This window comes from Solibacillus sp. FSL K6-4121 (assembly GCF_038002585.1).
Classification (GTDB): domain Bacteria; phylum Bacillota; class Bacilli; order Bacillales_A; family Planococcaceae; genus Solibacillus; species Solibacillus faecavium.
Map to the genome: position 1 here is coordinate 492,487 of NZ_JBBOCS010000001.1, position 18,717 is coordinate 511,203.

18 protein-coding genes and 2 riboswitches are annotated in these 18,717 nt (G+C 37.8%); of the genes, 5 read left to right on the forward strand and 13 right to left on the reverse strand.

The window, feature by feature from the left end:
- Positions 1-103: 103 nt before the first annotated feature.
- Positions 104-205: riboswitch (purine riboswitch) on the reverse strand.
- A 200-nt stretch (positions 206-405) separates the two neighbouring features.
- Together MHH95_RS02525 and MHH95_RS02530 are read left to right on the forward strand one after the other, a co-directional pair.
- On the forward strand, positions 406-813 hold the full coding sequence (locus MHH95_RS02525) for an NUDIX hydrolase (RefSeq protein WP_340726339.1): 408 nt from the start codon (positions 406-408) through the stop codon (positions 811-813).
- Positions 814-899: 86 nt separating this feature from the next.
- The gene (locus tag MHH95_RS02530) at positions 900-1,301 is read left to right on the forward strand and encodes a hypothetical protein (RefSeq protein WP_340726340.1); all 402 of its coding nucleotides are present in this window, start codon (positions 900-902) and stop codon (positions 1,299-1,301) included.
- 316 nt (positions 1,302-1,617) lie between these two features.
- Here the strand turns inward: MHH95_RS02530 and MHH95_RS02535 are convergent, their stop codons facing one another.
- The 9 genes from MHH95_RS02535 to MHH95_RS02575 all read right to left on the reverse strand — a co-directional run bounded on the left by MHH95_RS02535 (position 1,618) and on the right by MHH95_RS02575 (position 11,715).
- On the reverse strand, positions 1,618-2,121 hold the full coding sequence (locus MHH95_RS02535; protein WP_340726341.1) for a general stress protein: 504 nt from the start codon (positions 2,119-2,121) through the stop codon (positions 1,618-1,620).
- 237 nt (positions 2,122-2,358) lie between these two features.
- Positions 2,359-2,508 (reverse strand): hypothetical protein, encoded by a 150-nt coding sequence (locus MHH95_RS02540; protein WP_191701804.1) that lies wholly within the window; start codon positions 2,506-2,508, stop codon positions 2,359-2,361.
- A gap of 242 nt (positions 2,509-2,750) precedes the next feature.
- Positions 2,751-4,289 (reverse strand): glutamine-hydrolyzing GMP synthase, encoded by a 1,539-nt coding sequence (gene guaA, locus MHH95_RS02545; protein WP_445682987.1) that lies wholly within the window; start codon positions 4,287-4,289, stop codon positions 2,751-2,753.
- Positions 4,290-4,424: 135 nt separating this feature from the next.
- Positions 4,425-4,526, reverse strand: a riboswitch (purine riboswitch).
- Positions 4,527-4,557: 31 nt separating this feature from the next.
- Complete coding sequence (locus MHH95_RS02550; protein WP_340726342.1) at positions 4,558-6,711, reverse strand: transglutaminaseTgpA domain-containing protein; 2,154 nt, start codon at positions 6,709-6,711, stop codon at positions 4,558-4,560.
- Entirely contained in the window at positions 6,708-7,895 is a 1,188-nt protein-coding gene (locus tag MHH95_RS02555; protein WP_340726343.1) for a DUF58 domain-containing protein, read from the reverse strand. Before MHH95_RS02555 ends, MHH95_RS02550 begins: the two co-directional genes overlap by 4 nt.
- A complete protein-coding gene (locus MHH95_RS02560; RefSeq protein WP_340726345.1) occupies positions 7,892-8,836 on the reverse strand; it encodes an AAA family ATPase in 945 nt (314 codons plus the stop codon). The genes MHH95_RS02555 and MHH95_RS02560 overlap by 4 nt, the downstream gene beginning before the upstream one ends.
- Positions 8,837-8,965: 129 nt before the next feature.
- On the reverse strand, positions 8,966-9,301 hold the full coding sequence (locus MHH95_RS02565; RefSeq protein WP_340726346.1) for a hypothetical protein: 336 nt from the start codon (positions 9,299-9,301) through the stop codon (positions 8,966-8,968).
- 104 nt (positions 9,302-9,405) lie between these two features.
- A complete protein-coding gene (gene nadE, locus MHH95_RS02570) occupies positions 9,406-10,233 on the reverse strand; it encodes an ammonia-dependent NAD(+) synthetase (RefSeq protein WP_339214334.1) in 828 nt (275 codons plus the stop codon).
- Positions 10,234-10,251: 18 nt separating this feature from the next.
- Positions 10,252-11,715 carry a nicotinate phosphoribosyltransferase gene (locus MHH95_RS02575; RefSeq protein WP_340726347.1) on the reverse strand — a complete coding sequence of 488 codons (1,464 nt, stop codon included), beginning with the start codon at positions 11,713-11,715 and terminating at the stop codon, positions 10,252-10,254.
- A gap of 362 nt (positions 11,716-12,077) precedes the next feature.
- Here MHH95_RS02575 and MHH95_RS02580 point away from each other — a divergent pair, with 362 nt between their 5' ends.
- The 3 genes from MHH95_RS02580 to MHH95_RS02590 all read left to right on the forward strand — a co-directional run bounded on the left by MHH95_RS02580 (position 12,078) and on the right by MHH95_RS02590 (position 15,154).
- On the forward strand, positions 12,078-12,419 hold the full coding sequence (locus MHH95_RS02580; protein ID WP_191701812.1) for a P-II family nitrogen regulator: 342 nt from the start codon (positions 12,078-12,080) through the stop codon (positions 12,417-12,419).
- Between the two features lie 29 nt (positions 12,420-12,448).
- Positions 12,449-13,795, forward strand: a complete 1,347-nt coding sequence (locus MHH95_RS02585) for an ammonium transporter (protein WP_340726348.1) — start codon at positions 12,449-12,451, stop codon at positions 13,793-13,795.
- Positions 13,796-14,179: 384 nt separating this feature from the next.
- Complete coding sequence (locus tag MHH95_RS02590; protein WP_340726349.1) at positions 14,180-15,154, forward strand: proline dehydrogenase family protein; 975 nt, start codon at positions 14,180-14,182, stop codon at positions 15,152-15,154.
- A gap of 51 nt (positions 15,155-15,205) precedes the next feature.
- Here MHH95_RS02590 and MHH95_RS02595 read toward each other — a convergent pair whose 3' ends face one another.
- The 4 genes from MHH95_RS02595 to MHH95_RS02610 form a co-directional block, all read right to left on the reverse strand.
- A complete protein-coding gene (locus tag MHH95_RS02595; protein WP_340726350.1) occupies positions 15,206-15,811 on the reverse strand; it encodes a response regulator transcription factor in 606 nt (201 codons plus the stop codon).
- Positions 15,808-16,944: a sensor histidine kinase gene (locus MHH95_RS02600; RefSeq protein WP_340726351.1), complete on the reverse strand. Its 1,137-nt coding sequence runs from the start codon at positions 16,942-16,944 to the stop codon at positions 15,808-15,810. The genes MHH95_RS02595 and MHH95_RS02600 overlap by 4 nt, the downstream gene beginning before the upstream one ends.
- Before the next feature lie 83 nt (positions 16,945-17,027).
- Entirely contained in the window at positions 17,028-18,071 is a 1,044-nt protein-coding gene (locus tag MHH95_RS02605) for a fatty acid desaturase (RefSeq protein ID WP_191701817.1), read from the reverse strand.
- A 130-nt stretch (positions 18,072-18,201) separates the two neighbouring features.
- Positions 18,202-18,714, reverse strand: coding sequence for a GNAT family N-acetyltransferase (locus tag MHH95_RS02610; RefSeq protein ID WP_340726352.1), 513 nt, complete (start codon positions 18,712-18,714; stop codon positions 18,202-18,204).
- Between the last annotated feature and the right edge of the window lie 3 nt (positions 18,715-18,717).

Sequence of the window (18,717 nt, forward strand, 5' to 3'; positions counted from 1 at the left end):
TATCGAGGGTTTCGATCCTATAAAACAAAAAGACACGCTAAGCTGTTAAGCTGCATGTCTACGATTTATGGAAATAAGAATAGTTTCTATTAGTTAAATAGAATCGAAACTTATTTTAAATCGTAGTCGAATCATTTACGGTGATTCGGTAGAAACTTACGGGCCATATTCCCGACATTATACGACGACATATTTAATTTACGCTAGTAATATAACATTTCATTTTTTAAATTACAAGCCCATATCCGAACATTTTTTAATTTTTATCGAAAAAGGTTCGTAAAAACATTCATAATTTAGCCAAGTCTTTCCGCAAAAATTACTAAACGCCTTTTTACCGACTTGGTATATACTGTAATCCAGTCTACTTTTTCTATTACTCACATTTACTTTGGAGGGGATTTTTTGAATGAAATAAAGGTTGTTGTAAAAGGCGTTCTTATTAGAAATAATAGAATATTAATTATCCAACGATCACATACCGATTCTTTCGGCGCAGGAACATGGGAGGTAGTAGGAGGAAATTTAAACTTCGGCGAATCATTGGAAGAAGCACTTAAAAGAGAATATCTCGAAGAAGTAGGATTGAAAATAACCGTGAAAAACCTTTTATTTTCGACCACCTTCTTTACAAGTAATGACCGGCAAATTGTTTTACTTTCCTATTTATGCGAGAGTGAAGAAAGTCAAATATCTTTATCAAGCGAACACGAGCAGTATCTTTGGGCATCAAAAGAGGAGTTGCTCACTTTATTACCTCAAGAGATATTAGCTGATTACAAGCTATATGATGTGTTAGATTTACTGGAATAATAGAATATTTTCTCAGGAAAGTTTATAGAGATGTCATATTACTCTTTTATAGTTAACTTGAAATGAATTTTTTTGGAGGGATTTATTTGTTACAACAACGAATATGGGCGATGCGCTTAATTCGCTTCGCGGCAATTTTTGGCTTTTTAGGTGTTTTAATTGGCTCTATTATGAGTGGAGAAATGAATTATGCTTTACGTCCAATTCACGCTCACTTTGTATTAGTCGGATGGTTATCGGTATTTGCGTGGGGAATTTTCTATTATTCTGTACCAATCCGCAAACTACTTTACGTAAAGATTCAAAGTATTTTAGGTATGATTGGTGCCGTTGGGTTATGTATAGGAATGTGGCTACACTACTTAGATCCATTGAACACTAACGAAACAATAAATATGATATTCTTCATTGTAGGCGGATCAATTTTATTAATCGCATTCTTCCTATTTTTTATCGTAACGTTCTTCATCGAAAAAAAGGAAAACTAATCACATTAGCCTGAGTATGCCTATAAGCTGCTTAGGCTTTTACTTATTTTGTTAACTTCACCAGCTCTAAATTGTACATTCTATCTTTTTAGTATGTTAAAATAATATTTGTTAAAGATAGTTTAAAGGAGGGCTTTAATTGCCGTATTGGTTGCATAACACATTATTTGTACTTTTATTAATCGTGACATTAGGTTGTGTATCTAGTGGAATCGAGTGGAAATCCCGCCCAAAAGATACTATTGAAGAGTAAATAATTTTAAACATAAAAAGGAAGCCTATACAATATAGACTTCCTTATATTTAATTACAGCTCTTAATATTGACGATTTGTTCGATTTAACGACTCATCTAAATTTGTTGAGGTATTATGAATATCATTTCTTTCTCGTTGTAGTAACTCTTCCTCATGAAGGGCTAAACGCTCTTCTTCAGTTTTATTTACCCCATAACTATCTGTACCTTCATCGAAGTAAGTTCCATAGTCTTTATCTACATACAATAGATACTTACCTTCCTGTAAATCTTTATAATAACGATTTCGTTCATCTTCTGTTAAACCCATTTGTGTGAAATACTTATCACGCACTAAATCTTCCCCCATGATGAATGCTTTGAAGCGATCCCACCATGAACCTTCTTTTGCATCATTATCATATGAAGATGATCCTCGATACATTGAAAGCTGTTGGTTATGATTCGACACGATGTACATATCCTCTTCACCATATCCTTGTGTACGAAGGCGATCCATTTCTGCTTGTAATTCCATTTCCGTATTGTAAATACCATGTAATTTTTTGTTTTCACTTGTTTCCATGTTTCATTCCTCCATTTTTAATAGTTTAGTTCATACCGCTCGTTTATCTTGATTATAGGTATACTAATCAATACCTTTTCTCAGAAATACTAAACCCGAGTAATATAAATTTAACAATTCGCAATAAAACTGAAAGAATAAAAATGTTTATTTAACCGCTATCTTTTTCAGAGCCCTACTTGTTTAAAAATAAGAAAAACATAGGGGAAAAACTATCCTCCTATGTTTACATTCATCCTATTTATCTGTTTGTTCTTGTTTCTTCTTCAAATACTCTGCACGTATTTTTTCAAGTTGTTGTTTTTTATCAAATTTGGCAGGTTTGTTTTTTTCATGATACTTTGTCACAGCTACCTTGCCTTTTGTATCCAATTGATATTTCCCCACTTTGTTCACCTACTTTTCTAATCCTTAAAGAGAATCCATCCAACAAATATACTATACCTTATTTTACTGAAGTAAACCTTATAGTGCACTGCTAACCTTACATATATTCGTAAAAAAATTTAAAACTAAGTAAAAAAGCTCAGCAGAAACCCTATCAAGTAAGGCTCTACCAAGCTTATTACGTTGTTCATAAATTTATTGTGCTTCTGCGGTGCAGTCGCTCCTCGAAATTTGGCGAGCGTTTATTCCCACTCAATTGTTGCTGGTGGCTTAGAAGTAATGTCATACAGCACACGGTTAACGTGCTTAACTTCATTTACGATACGTACAGAAATCTTCTCAAGTACATCGTAAGGGATACGTGCCCAGTCAGATGTCATGCCGTCGATTGATGTTACACCGCGGATACCGATTGCGTAATCGTACGTACGACCATCGCCCATTACGCCTACTGAACGGATGTCCGGTAATACGCAGAAGTATTGCCAAATATCACGGTCAAGGCCTGCTTTTTTAATTTCTTCACGTAGGATATAGTCAGCTTCACGAACGATATCCAGTTTTTCTTCTGTTACTTCACCAAGTACACGGATACCTAAACCAGGACCTGGGAATGGTTGACGCCATACTACCGCTTCTGGAAGACCTAGCTCTAATCCTAAAGCACGCACTTCGTCTTTGAATAATGTATTTAAAGGTTCGATTAATTCAAACTTCATGTCTTCTGGTAATCCACCAACATTATGGTGTGATTTAATTGTTTGAGCAGTTGCTGTACCTGACTCGATAATGTCCGTGTAAAGTGTACCTTGAGCTAAGAAATCCATATCTTTTAGTTTTGATGACTCTTCATCAAATACGTAAATGAACTCATTGCCGATAATTTTACGCTTTTGCTCTGGGTCAGAAACACCTTTTAACTTGTTCATGAAACGTTCACGAGCATCAATTTTGATTAGTTTCATATCAAAGTCTTCCGTGAAAGTTTTCATTACTTGCTCAACTTCACCTTTACGGTTTAGGTTGTGGTCAACGAACATACAAGTTAACTGATCACCAATAGCTTTGTGGATTAATACCGCTACTACAGAAGAATCTACCCCGCCTGATAATGCACAAAGAACTTGCTTATCGCCAACTTGCTCACGAATTTTCGCAATTTCGATATCAATGAAGTTAGCCATTGACCAATCGCCTTTTGCTTCACAGACATTGAATACGAAGTTTTTCAGTAAATCATTTCCGTATACAGAGTGACGTACTTCCGGATGGAATTGTACTGCATATAAGTTACGAGATGTATCAGCCATTGCTGCTATCGGACATGCTGGACTAGTCGCGATTACTTCAAATCCTTCTGGTACAGCTGTTACATGGTCACCGTGACTCATCCAAACAACTTGATTTTTTGGTAATTCCGCGAAAAGTTTATTATCTGAAGGTACGTTAATTTCTGCTTTTCCGTATTCACGAGTAATAGCACCTTCTACTTTACCACCCTGAGTGTGTGCCATTAACTGCATTCCGTAACAGATACCTAAAATCGGTAGCCCTAATTCAAAAATTGCCTGATCAACATGAAACGCTGATTCATCATACACAGAGTTTGGACCCCCTGAGAATATGATACCTACAGCATTCATTTCTTTGATTTCTTCTGCTGTAACCGTATGTGGATGTAATTCTGAGAATACACCGAATTCACGGATACGACGCGTAATTAACTGGTTGAACTGACTACCGAAATCAAGAACGACAATCTTTTCAAGTTCTTTTAACATAGGAGTTGACACAATTTCCACCTCTTCTAATTTTTTGCGGCCTATAATTAAGAAAAAAAACGCGTAAGAAAGTAATTTCTACGCGTTCATATTTCATCTCTTCTTCAAGTGGGTATACCTATCCCTATTAAGGGATATAGTGAAACCCACCGTCATAGATAAGTTATTTAGGGTAACTTAGTAGAAACATCTGGACCATATTACCAGACTTATATGAAGGCACAATACTATTCATTTTTCTAAATTTTACTCTTTCAATGAGCTAAAATCAACCACTCGTGCGATTGATTAAATATTCCCAAATTTCTTTCATTTCTGTCGTGTCTAATTTTTTGGTTTGTTTGTCATAAATCAGTTTCTCATAAAAGGCAGTTAATTCTCTCATCTTAGTTGTATTTAACTGATTATCAACACGTAGCGCAAATTGTTGTAATGTCTCATCTTGACGACGTTTCAAATGAATACGCTCCAATTGTTTTAACAATACTAAATAACCCTCCTCAAATGTATCCGAGTGATTTAGTTTTGAGCGGTTCATTTTCACAGCAAGTTTCGGTTGCCACGTGCCGCGCTTTCTCCACATAATGATAAACCCTATAATTAGTATGGCTAATAATCCATAAAATACCCATTTAAAATTAGACCAGTTGATTGTATTTGCAGCACCATTAACAGGCTGCTGCGAATCTTGTTCTTCCAGTTCTGGTTGCACGACTTCTGGTTGTTCTTCCATTTCCGGTAATTGTTCTTCTTCCGGCATTTCTAAATCAACATCATAATTAATATTCATTGGGTTACTAAAACCAATTGTCGGCTCAAAGGGTACCCAGCCAATGCCGTCAATATATGCTTCCACCCATGAATGGGCATCATTATTTGTCACTACATACGTATACATACCATCGTTTTCTTGTACTCGTTCTCCACTTGAGAACCCCTTAACCCAACGTGCCTGGATCCCTACCGAGCGAAGCAATACAACCATTGAAGTTGAGAAGTTATCACAGTAGCCGAGTTTTGTTTCAAATAAAAACTGGTCTACGTAATCTTGATTCCCTTTAGGAACTTGTACGTTTGTCGTTTCATATTGAAAGCCACTTCTCGCAAAGTAACTTTCCACTGCACGCGCTTTATCATAAACACTTTCGTACATATCCGTAATTTCATACGCTAAGTCTGTAACTCGCTGCGGTAAATTATCGGGAAGCTGCAAATAGCGTGAATCATTTTCCGTGGAAGATAAAGAATCTTTTAATGCGGTATAGCTATATTCTGGTTGTTGGAATGTCATTTCATACGACGAAGGGGAAACCACATTATTATTTATAACCGGAACCATTTTTTCGTTGCTCGCATCAAACCTAATCAAACTTTGCGGATCATAGAGTTCATAGGATGTCGTTCCATATGCCTGTACCAAAAATCGGTAAGCTGGATTTACCGCTAGTACCTGTATAGATTGCGGGTCTTCCGGTCCTGGATTAATGGAAAGCGGTAACTTATCCGTCATTTGCAGCGTCTGCTGCATAGAATCGTCACCAGAATGAATCCACCCTTTTGATGTGTAAAAATCTTTCGTTTCCACACGCCAATATTGGCGAATCGGTGTTTGAATTTCATAGACAAGTGTATTATCACCAACAAACGGACCTCCAAGACTTTCATCATTATCCCCGTAACCTACTGTGGCAAATGATTGTGAAGAAGATCCCCCAATCCCAGCAACCCCCTTCATATACGGTACTGGATCCGGCCATTGCGGCTCTGATTTTGGTAAATAGATTGCTATAATCCCTGCTATTGTTACAAAAATAATAATCGGGGTCGCATAAACTAAATAGCTCGTCCAATCCTTTTGCATATTAGCCGCTTGCATCAATCGTTTTATGAAAAGGAGAGCTGTAAGAATAAGCCCTAAAATCATTACTTTTATAATGGCCATCGTTCCATCATATTCGGTAAAAGTATCAAGTGTACCGATGAAAAACACTGTAAGCAAAAGGAAATAGTATATACTAAAGCGCACACTTACCCAATGCTGAATTAAATAAATCAGCATCCAAATTAAAATGAAAAACAAGCTTGTACGGAATGGATCACTTACATAAATCCATTCACCCGCTAAAATTGTATTCACATTATTTTTTAGTTCATTCGATAAAAATTGCATTGCCGTTAATTGACCATCATTATAAACACTTACAATAAACCATGTAATATAAACTAACTTAATAATCCAAGATACGACAAACGGTAATGAAAAAACACCCAATATTAAACAGATGCCCATAAAGACTAAAAACTGCATGAAATAGCCTGTACTTGTCAATTCCATAATTGGTAAAAGCCATTCTCTTAAAATCAGGAAGATAATAATATAGAAAATAGTGAATTCAATCTTTTCGGAAGTACTGCGTCTCATGCGTGCTTCACCTCCGAATATATTGACTGCAGCTCATCCGAACCTACGTAATGAACCTCATTGTTTTGACTAAAGAGCTGCACGGAATCTTTTTCATCATTTACGACAAAGCAAATAATTTTACGGGCATATTTTGTTCCTGAATTCAAAATTTCCCGCAGTTCCGGCACGAGCTCACCCGTTACAATAACTACTACTGAGCGGCTCATGAATTTTTGTTCTTCATATAGCAGACGCTCAATACCAAACTGCGCATCAGGCTGTACAGTTACCAAGTGTTGAAGCACCTTCTCAAACTGTTTATCTGTTTTTATGATCGGCGCAAAATATCGATCGTCACCTGCACTTAAAAAAGAAACATCACCATTTCCTTTTACGATTTTATTAATATAGGATGCTGTATAATCGATTACTTGCTCGAAATTTTTTTGAACAGCACGATCTATTAATATAAACATATTTTGCGATTTACGATCTTCGAACTCTTTCGTCCGTAGCTCGCCATTTTTCGCAAAGGATTTCCAATGTATCCAGGAAAAACGATCCCCCGGTATATATTCTCGTACTCCGGTTGCCATCGTTGTGTCCTTTACTAAAGAATAGCGCGACTGACTGGAACCTTGATCATATTGCATCCCTATTGGCAATACGTTCACATCCGAAACTTTCGGATAAACTAAAAAGAGTTGAGGATGATTTACTGCTACTTTACGAATCGTCCATCCAAAAAAGTCCGTACACGTAAACTCCAAGCCTTTAAAATGATATTCCCCGCGTTTTAATGCTTTCAATTCATATGTCCATTCGAATTCACGTTTCCAACCAACTAAAAATAACTTTGTCACATTTCCGTTTGGTCTTTCATAAAGCCCATTGTCCATCGGCAACTCCTGTACCATCATAAACACGATTGGGAACCAACTCGTATTCCGAAATCTTACCGTCACCTGCACATCGTTCCCTCGTTCAATCCGATCCTTCGATAGTGTTCGGGATATCTCTTTAAAATGAATGGGGAAAACAGCAAGTAATACTGAATAGAGCAAAAAGGGTAAGATTGTAAAAAAGACAAACCAGCTGACAAAGCCCCCTTGGAACATCGCATAGCAATACGTTATAACGAGCAATAAAATAACGGTAACTAAGCGACCGCTATGCCGGAAAAACTGTTTGAATCCCCTCATTCCGGAACATACCTTTTCACGGGAACATGGGCATAGTGAAGCACATTTTCAATTACTTGCTCTTCTGTAATCCCTTCATAGCGCGTTTCTGGTTTTAGAATGATACGGTGACTGAATACGAATTTTACTAAATATTGGACATCATCCGGGATAACATAATCTCTCCCTTTCATAAATGCATAGCTTTGTGCAGCACGCATTAATGCAATAGAAGCGCGGGGACTAACTCCTAAATATACATTGTGATGCTGACGAGTATTTTGAGCGAGTGACACTATATATTCTTTTATATTATTTTCTACATGCACTTCTTTTACTTGCCTTTGCAATTCCATTAATTGCTCAATTGTTATTACAGCCGAAATATCGTCAATTGGTACCGTTCTCTCGGCACGGCTCAATACTTCAATTTCCTCTTCTTTTGTCGGATAACCCATTTTAATTTTGAGCAAAAAGCGGTCTAATTGAGCTTCAGGAAGCGGGTATGTCCCTTCATATTCAATTGGATTTTGTGTAGCCATAACGAAAAATGGCTTTGGCAGTTGAATCGTATCACCATCCACTGTAATTGATGCTTCTTCCATACTTTCCAATAAAGCTGCCTGTGTTTTCGGAGAGGTACGGTTAATTTCATCCGCTAAAACAATGTTTCCTACTATCGGTCCTGGACGAAACTCAAATTGTAAAGTTTTCGGGTTGTATATTGAAACACCGATTACATCAGATGGCAGTAAATCCGGTGTAAACTGAATTCGTTTAAAACTAGTACCTAAAGATTTCGAAAGGGCACGTACCATCATCGTTTTCCCTACACCTGGCACGTCCTCCAATAATACATGTCCTCCAGCGAGTAATGAAACAATACTTAACTCAGCAATCTCTCTTTTTCCTATCATCACTTTTTCGATATTTCTGATTATTTTCTCGATTTGTTCGTTCATGAATAGTCCTCCCAGCTGAATGTACCATATATTACATATAGTTTAAGCATAACCAAAACAAAATGTTAGTACAACTAGTTTACTTTATAAATGGAAAATCACCTCACTTATATTTCAAAGTGAAGTGATTTATATAGATGTTTTATAGGTTGCTATCCGGCGATTGGCATTATTAAGGGTAGTTACCCGCTCAGAATACCGCAATAAACGCCTTAAGGTTTCTGCAGAATTCGCATTGTACTGCATTCCTTTTATAATATAGTGACCCTTGTTATGTATAAGCTTTTTAGGACGTGACTGCGGTTTCTTTTTTTGTTTCTTTTTGGTTAGCTGCTCGCGAGGGTCACGAAAATGATCATGCATTCCACTGTTGATTGCATCCGCAAAATGCGTATCGGATAACATAGCACGCGTCGAGTTGCGATAAATACTACTTGGTGTAGCGGCAACTCTAGAAGTCCTCATAGTATAGTCCCCCCTTCCTCCCTTTTATATCGACTTGTTCAAAAATTATTATATTTACAAATAAAAAAAGCTGCGTCACTTTTCCCGTGACACAGCTTTAATTATCATTTCCAAAAATCATCAAAAATTGTAATTGGCATATGACGTTTATGCATCGAACGCAAATAATGTCCTTCCAGCGTAATACGCGCCTGTTCAGGAATCTCTTTACCTTCTAAATAATCATCAACCTGATCGTATGTGATCCCCAATGCCACTTCATCCGGTAATGCTGGACGATTTTCTTCCAAATCAGCGGTTGGGACTTTTTCATACAGATGAACTGGACAATTTAAATACTTCAATAGTTGACGGCCTTGTCGTTTATTCAAACGGAAGATTGGCACTAAATCAACGCCACCATCTCCATATTTTGTATAGAATCCTGTTACCGCTTCAGCTGCATGGTCGGTACCAATTACGACCCCATTATGCATAGCCGCAATTGAATACTGCACCTTCATACGCTCACGGGCTTTTTCATTCCCTTTCGCAAAATCACTCAGCGTTATCCCCGCTGCTAACAAAGCGTTGACACTCGCATCAACAGCTTCTTTAATATTTACCGTATAAATTTTTGTCGGCTGGATAAAGTCGAGCGCATCTTGGCAATCTTGTTCATCCTTCTGAAGTCCATAAGGAAGTCGCACTGCCCAAAATGAATATGTGTGTGCGCCGGCTTCTTCATTTAACTCATCCACCGCCATTTGTGCAAGCTTCCCTGTTAGCGTAGAATCCTGTCCGCCACTAATGCCTAGGACAAACCCTTTTAAAAACGGATGCTTTTTTGCATAATTCTTTAGAAAATCAATGGATTTACGGATTTCCTCTTCAACATTAATTGTTGGCATTACTTTTAATTCTTCAATAATTTGTTGTTGTAATAATGACAATGTACACACCCCTTAACGTTATTCGAGTTCTGTTACCATATCTCGCACTTCTTGAATGTTGCGCATTTTATTGTCCCAGCATTTTTGACTCAAATCTACTGGATATTCTTCCGGGTTTAAGGAACGTTTATATTCATCCCATAATAAATCTAAATTGGCATGAGCGTATTTACGTATATTTGTTAACGATGGGTTATCATATACAATTTCCCCATGATCAATAATGAGTTGGTGAAGCTCTTTCGCTTCAAAGTTTGTAACGAATTTAGAAATGAATGTATGAACCGGATGGAACATTTTAATACGTTCTTCTGCCGCCGGGTTCTCATCCGCCATCGCGATGTAATCACCTTCCGATTTACCGCTTTTCTTATTAATAATACGGTAAACTCGCTTTAATCCAGGTGTTGTAACTTTTTCGGCATTAGCAGAAATCTTTATCGTATCTTCCATTTCACCACGCTCATTTTCAATTGAAACCATTTTATAAACCGCACCTAAAGCCGGTTGGTCGTATGCAGTAATGAGCTTTGTACCAATACCCCACATATCAACTCGTGCACCCTGCGCTTTCAGGTTTAGTATTGTGTATTCATCCAGATCGTTTGAAACGATGACTTTCGCATTAGGGAATCCAGCTTCATCAAGCATACGGCGCGCTTCTTTTGAAAGGAAAGCAATATCTCCACTATCCAATCTAATACCAACAAAATTGATTTTGTCCCCAAGTTCTTTCGCAACTTGAATCGCCGTCGGTACACCTGACTTAAGCGTGTTGTACGTATCGACTAAAAACACACAGTCTTTATGACGCTTCGCATACGAATGGAATGCATCATAGTCGTTTTTATACGCTTGAACTAAAGCATGCGCATGCGTGCCCGATACAGGAATATTGAACAATTTACCTGCACGCACATTTGAAGTAGATTCAAAACCGCCTATTACTGCGGCACGAGCTCCCCAAATTGCAGCATCCATCTCTTGTGCACGGCGTGTTCCAAATTCCATTGCAATTTCATTGTGGACTACTTGCTTTATGCGACTTGCTTTTGTTGCGATAAGCGTTTGATAGTTGACGATATTCAATAAAGCCGTTTCGATTAACTGTGCTTCAACCAATGGCGCTTCGATGCGCACAATTGGCTCATTAGCAAATACAAGTTCTCCTTCCACCATGGAATACATCGAACCTGTAAAGCGGATAGTTTTTAAATACTCAATAAAATCGTCTTTATAATGGAGTTCTTCACGTAAATAGTCGATATCTGTTTCACTGAATTTAAAGTCTTTCAAATAATTTAACATGCGTTCCAGTCCTGCAAAAATAGCGTAGCCATTCCCGAATGGCAACTGCCTGAAATAAAGTTCAAATACAGCTTTGCGTTCATGTATACCGTCTGCCCAATAGCTTTCCGCCATATTAATTTGATATAAATCGGTATGCAAAGCGAAACTATCATCTACATACTTTTCATTCATCGTGAGTTCCCTTCTTCCAAAACATAATTAGTCATAGTATACACTATCTTGAATTAATTCGAAGTATGAAGATTTTTTATTTTCGATATCTGCATTTTCACACACATTTTAGTTTCAATTCCTTTTAGTTTTCCCCAAATGAATCAATAAAAAACGTTCGTTATGTAAAGCTTCTGTTAAATCACTCCTCCTATTCTTTTATAAAGCCATTTCGAACTATTCACCCCCTCCATCTTCACTTCATCTCACAATGCGATTAAACCCATCGAATATACATGTCATTTTTCCTAACATAAGGTATTGATTTATTATGAAAATCGATTTATCATGTTAGATAACATAACACAAGGAGTTGGGGAGAAATGAAAAAGATCGAAGCAATTATTCGTCCTGAAGTTTTCGCAAGAGTGCGAGAAGGTTTAGCTTTAGAAGGTATTGATGGGCTGAGCATTTCCGAAATTGCCGGTGCAGGTCGACAAGAAGGAAAAATCGGATTGTTTCGCGGCAATTCCTTTTCAATGGAGTTCTCTCAAAAGCTAAAGCTCGAAATGGTTGTAGACAACGCAAAAGTTCAAGCGATTATCGATGTTTTATTACGCGAAGCTTCTACAGGAGAAGTTGGTGACGGTAAAATTTTCATCTATCCGGTAGAGCAGGCGATTCGTATTCGCACGAAAGAACTCGGTTCCATTGCAATTGATTAATTAACCGTTAACTAAAGGAGGATATTTTTATGACAAACGAAGCTTTAGAATTATCGATTAACTTAGTATGGGTAATGCTTGGTGCATTTTTCGTTTTCTTCATGCATGCTGGGTTTGCAATGGTTGAAGCAGGCTTTACTCGTTCTAAAAATGCGGTCAATATATTAATGAAGAATATTTTAACAATTTCAATCGGCGGTATCGTCTATTTCGCAGTTGGCTACGCCATAATGTTCGGTGACTCAGCCAACGGACTTATCGGTACTACAGGTTTTGCATTAAGCGGTGTTGATGACATTGCCTTCTTCGTATTCCAAGCTATGTTTGCTGCGACATGTGCCACTATTATTTCCGGTGCTGTTGCTGAACGTACCAACATTGTTGCCTATATGGCATTAGTAGTAGTTATGACAGCAATCATTTATCCTGTTGTTGGGCATTGGATTTGGCAAGGTGATGGTTGGTTAACAGCATTAGGCTTCACTGATTTCGCAGGGTCCACAGTCGTTCACTTAACTGGTGCAGTTGGTGCATTAGTCGTTGCAGCAATGGTTGGTCCACGTGTAGGGAAATATGCAAAAGGCGTCGTGAATGTTATTCCAGGTCATTCTATTCCACTTGGCGCATTAGGTGTATTCATTTTATGGTTAGGTTGGTACGGCTTCAATGGTGCTTCAACTTTAGCTGCCGACCCAGCATTAGTTCCAGGTGTTATTGCAAATACATTTTTAGCTGCATCAGCTGGTGTTATTGCTACAGCATTTTACACTCGTTTGCGTTACGGCTTTATCGATGGTTCTTTAACATTAAACGGAGCTTTAGCAGGTTTAGTTAGTATTACAGCAGGTGCTGCAAACTTAAGCATCGTCGGCGCTATTATCGCTGGTGCAATCGGCGGTTTCATTTTAGTGGAAGCTGTCCGCTTCATTGAACATAAATTGAAAGTTGATGATCCAGTAGGAGCAGTAGCAGTACATGGTGTTGCCGGTATTTGGGGAACATTAGCTGTTGGTTTGTTCGATATTACTGGCGGTGGTCTTTTGTATGGTGGTGGCGCAACACTACTTGGCGTGCAGGCATTAGGCGTTGTTGCAATTATTGCTTGGACTGCTAGCACAGTCGCTGTTGCCACTCTTGTCATTAAAGCTTTCGTCCCATTACGTGTAACTCACGAAGAGGAAGTACAGGGCTTAGACATTGCAGAACACGCTGCCTATGCATATGAAATGCAAGATACATTCAAAGGTGTTACAAAATCAAATGATAGCTTTGCCGCACGTTTAACAAACTTAGGTAAAGTATCAACTCCTACCAATGTACAGGATAGTGGCTCTAAAGGGTTTCCGAAATCTTCTTTAAGCTCTCCAAAGAGTTAAAAGCAAAAAGGTGTGCCCCCTTCCCCCACACACTTTCGAACCATATAGATACTTAAACTGAACAAGGAGCTGTTCTGAAAAGTTTTTCAGACAGCTCCTTGTTATTTTGCTTTGTTTACTAATGGCATTAACCCTTAGCATCTTTTATTAGTTTTGGTGATTTCGTTAATTATTTTGGCAGCTACGTTAAATGCGCTTAAAAAAGGGGAAAACATTAAAAGGTATCACTAGGAAATTAATACTTACATTCATCACGGTTGAAGCCGTTATAATGAGCGTTCTGCGGAATCAAAATGCATGTAAAATAATTCAAGCTTCATACTTTCCGCAAATAGCGCTATGGTATAATTTTAAGAAAATAACGAATTTTAGGGAGATGTTATTATGGCAGCATTACGTGATTTTTTCATTTCATTATCCGAAAACCAAACACTTTCAAACGCCGCTCAACAATATGGTTTAAAGTTAGGGGCACAAAGTGTTGTCGCTGGGACAACTATTGAAGAAGTAATCGACAGTATTCGTAAATTGAACGAACAAGGAATTTCATGTACCGTTGATAATTTAGGTGAGTACGTTATCGATGAATCTGAAGCAACAAAAGCAAAAGAAGATATTCTAGCTATGATTGAAGCCATTCAAGTTGAAGAACTGGATGCGCATATTTCATTGAAACCTTCAAAGTTAGGGTTGGATATCGACATCGATTTTTGCTACGACAACTTATATGAGATTGTTGAGCGCGCCCATGAGTATGGTATTTTCGTCAATTTTGATATGGAAGATTATGATCGTCTGCAACCATCATTCGATATGTTGGAGGAACTTTCAAAGTCTTTCGATAACGTGGGGACTGTTATCCAAGCTTACTTCCACCGAGCAAAGGAAGATGTCGAGCAATTTAAAGACTTCCGCCTGCGTATCGTGAAGGGAGCTTATAAAGAGCCAGAAGAAGTTGCCTACCAAGACAAATTAGATATCGATATTAACTTTATTGAGCTAATTGAATACCATTTAGCTCATGGTCATTTCACTTCCATTGCAACACATGATCACAATATTATAAAACACGTGAAGTATTTCGTTGAGCAATATGATATTCCGAAAGAAAAATTCGAATTCCAGATGCTTTACGGCTTCCGAAAGGACTTACAGCTGGAGCTTTCACGCGAAGGCTATCAAGTTTGTGTATACGTACCCTATGGTGAAGATTGGTACGGGTATTTTATGCGTCGCCTTGCTGAGCGCCCGCAAAATATTTCACTCGTTACAAAGCAAGTATTCAATAAAAAGACGAATACCTTATTAGCTGTAGCAGCTGGTGCATTCGTCCTTGGGCGCTTAACAAAAAAAGATTAATGCTAAGAGCAAAAAATGCTTCGCCTACCTGTTAAAAGTAAGCGGAGCATTTTATTTATTCCAGCCCTTTTCTTTAAATCGGGCTATCGCTTCAATTCGATTCCCGACTCCCAGCTTATCAAGGATTGTAGAAATATAGTTACGTACTGTACCAGCAGACAAGTAAAGCTCAGCTGCAATTTCCTTCGTCGTCTTTCCTTCTGCAACGAGTTCAAGCACTTGGCTTTCACGTTCAGTTAATGGGTTTTCACTATCATCTTCATATACAAAGTCCACAAGCTCCGGTGCATAAATTCGGCGACCGTCCATAATAATTCGAATGGAATTGACAAGGTCCTCAATCGGACTATCCTTCAGCAAATACCCGCGTACGCCTGCCTTTCGTGCCCTTTCAAAATAACCGGGACGTGCAAAAGTCGTTAAAATGATTATTTTACAATCGCTTCCTCGTAAAGCTTCAGCAGCATCCAACCCTGTTTTGATCGGCATTTCAATATCCATAATACAAATATCCGGCTTTAATTCCGTTACCATCTCAATTGCTTCTTCACCGTTTTTCGCAAGACCAACCACTTCCATATCATCTTCCATACTAAGCAGTGATTTCATTGCTCCAAGTAGCATTCCCTGATCTTCCGCAATAACAATTCGAATCATCTCTTGTTCTCCCCCTTTTGATGCGTAATAGCTAACGGTATTTTTAAAACAACCGTTGTCCCATCACCGTTTTCTATTTCAAGTGAGCCATTTATAAATTCTATACGCTCCTGCATCCCCTTTAAACCATTACCGCCTTCTAATTCATGGGAACGTTTAAAACCAATACCATTATCTTGAATCGTCATTTTAAACTCATCATCACTTTGGTAAAAACTAATTCGGCAAATTGTCGCCTTACTATGCTTTACAATATTTGTTACAGCCTCTTTTAAACACATGCTAATAACATTTTCCGCCAAAGTAGGCATATGAATTTCGCTTTTATCACCATTTAATCGAAGTTTAATTTGTGCGGCTTTTAATATTTGTTCGACTCTGTATAACTCTTCCTCAATACGAACAGCCCGCATATCCGCGACTAGCTCTCGCACTTCTTTTAAGGCTAGTCTTGCCGCTTGACGAATATCCTTTATTTCCAAAATCGCCTGCTCTGGATTTTTTTCCACTAACCTTGCAGCTAAGTCACTCTTCAGACCAATCATTGAAAGCTTTTGACCTAGTGTGTCATGTAAATCACGCGCAATACGCTGACGCTCTTCAAATACCGTTAATTCTGAAATGCGTTCTCGCGCTGTTTCCAGTTCACCTTCTAAATTTTCACGTCGCGTTCTCGAATATAATGTAAATGGCAATAGTACAACCCCAAGTACATTAATAATTATGAACGGGGTTTGCGATATAAATAACTCAAGGAAAATAAAATATCCTCCAACTATCGATAGAACGGTAAAACCGATATGTAAACCGTACATAATATAAAATCCAACTGCCTGCTTTATATTACCAATAAAAAATGCAGTAAATAAGGATAGATACACATAACCAAAAACAAGAGTCATTACGATATTGAGCACCATTTGGAAACTGATCCACATATACTTGAGTCCAGGCTTAGCCGTGAAAGAAAAGTAATGGCACAGAAAATAGGCCAATATTAAATTGATTCCTAATATAATTTGCCACAACGTGAAGGATTGGATAATAAAGAAGAATGGCATAATACAAAAGATTATCCATATATAAATACTTAACATCGGACTTTTCGGGATGATACTATACCAAGTTTGCATAATAACCTCTATTCTCTTTTTCTTTATTCTATAATAAAACAGGTATCTCAATCCATGGTTGAGATACCTGTTTTTTAATGAAGTTAGTTAGTAAGTGTTTTATTACGTGTTTTATCACGCTTTGTTTCGCGTTCTGCTGCTTCTTTAAATGTAACAAAACGGTAGTTGTCCGGATCATATAACTTGTAGCGAATTGATTCTAGACTTGTCTTTAATGTAATCGTTGTCGCCTGCTGAAGCGGTTTAATCGACTCATGTGCATCTTCAAGCTTGTAGTTTGGTACACGCGGTGATAAATGGTGCACATGGTGGAACCCGATATTACCAGTAACCCATTGTAGGATTTTCGGTAATTTATAATATGAACTTCCTTCTACAGCCGCTTTAACATAATCCCACTCAGAATCTACTTCAAAGTACGAATCTTCGTAAGTATGTTGGATATAGAATAACCAAATCCCTAAAGCACCTGCGATAAATAGTGTTAATCCGTGTACTAATAAAAACGTCGTCCAACCAAAGATTAAAATAAGGGTTGTACAAATTACCAATAATACAATGTTTGTAAAATACGTATTTAAACGCTCTTTTCGTTTTGCATCTTTGCGGTTTACACGATTTAATACGAGTACCATAAATAGTGGCCCTAGACCAAACATAACAATTGGATTACGGTATAAACGGTAGCCTAAACGACCTAACTTTGATTTTTCGAGGTATTCGTCCACTGTAAGCATATCGATATCGCCAATGCCACGCTTATCCAAGTTCGAACTTGTTGCGTGATGAATCGTATGCTCACGTTTCCATTTTTCATATGGGAATGATGTTAAAAGCCCAGTGATATTCCCGATAATTGCATTCGCTTTTTTATTCTGGAAAAATGAACCGTGTGTACAATCATGGAAAATAATAAATGCACGAATTACAAATCCTGAAGCAAGAATACTACAAAGCGCTGTGAACCAAGGTGAATATTGCAACAATACATAGCCTGCTCCCCAAATCAATAAAAGTGGTCCTAGCGTATTGATTAGTTGTTGAATACTAAGTCTTGTTTCTGATTTTGCGAACGGCGCTACATCTTTTCGTAGTTGCTTTGTTTTCTCTGCATGTATGTTTGCCATGTGTTAATCCCTCTTTCCTGTAAAAATAATTAATTACATCGTACAAAAAAGACACACATGACGAAACGCTTAAATATCACAACTTTTTTATGACAGTTGTCATATGACCAGGTGACAAACCAAATTATAGTTAACGTTCCTGGGGGTTTTTAGGCCCTTCTAAATCAAGCTGATAAAATACTAAATCCAACCATTGTCCAAATTTATATCCAGCATTGCGAATTGTGCCACTGTACGTAAATCCTAACTTCTCATGAATTTTTATACTTGCAGTATTTTCTTTATCGATACATCCAACCATTGTTTTTACGTCATTCGCCTTTGCCTCTTCTATTAGCGAATGCATGAGCTTGCTCGCAATTCCTTTTTTATAATGGTTTTTATGCACATATACAGAATGCTCTACCGTATATTGATAGGCAGGATAGGCACGGAAACTTCCGTAGGTGGCATAACCCGCAACTTCCCCATTACTATCAAACACAAGTAACGGCTCACCGGAAATCTGTTTTTGTTCAAACCAGCGTAATCGGTCTTCTAATGTTTGCTCTTTATACATATAAATGGCGGTTGAATTTAAAATATTGTCATTAAAAATTGCCAAAATCTCAGGTACATCTTCTTTTGTCGCTTGTCTAATCATCTA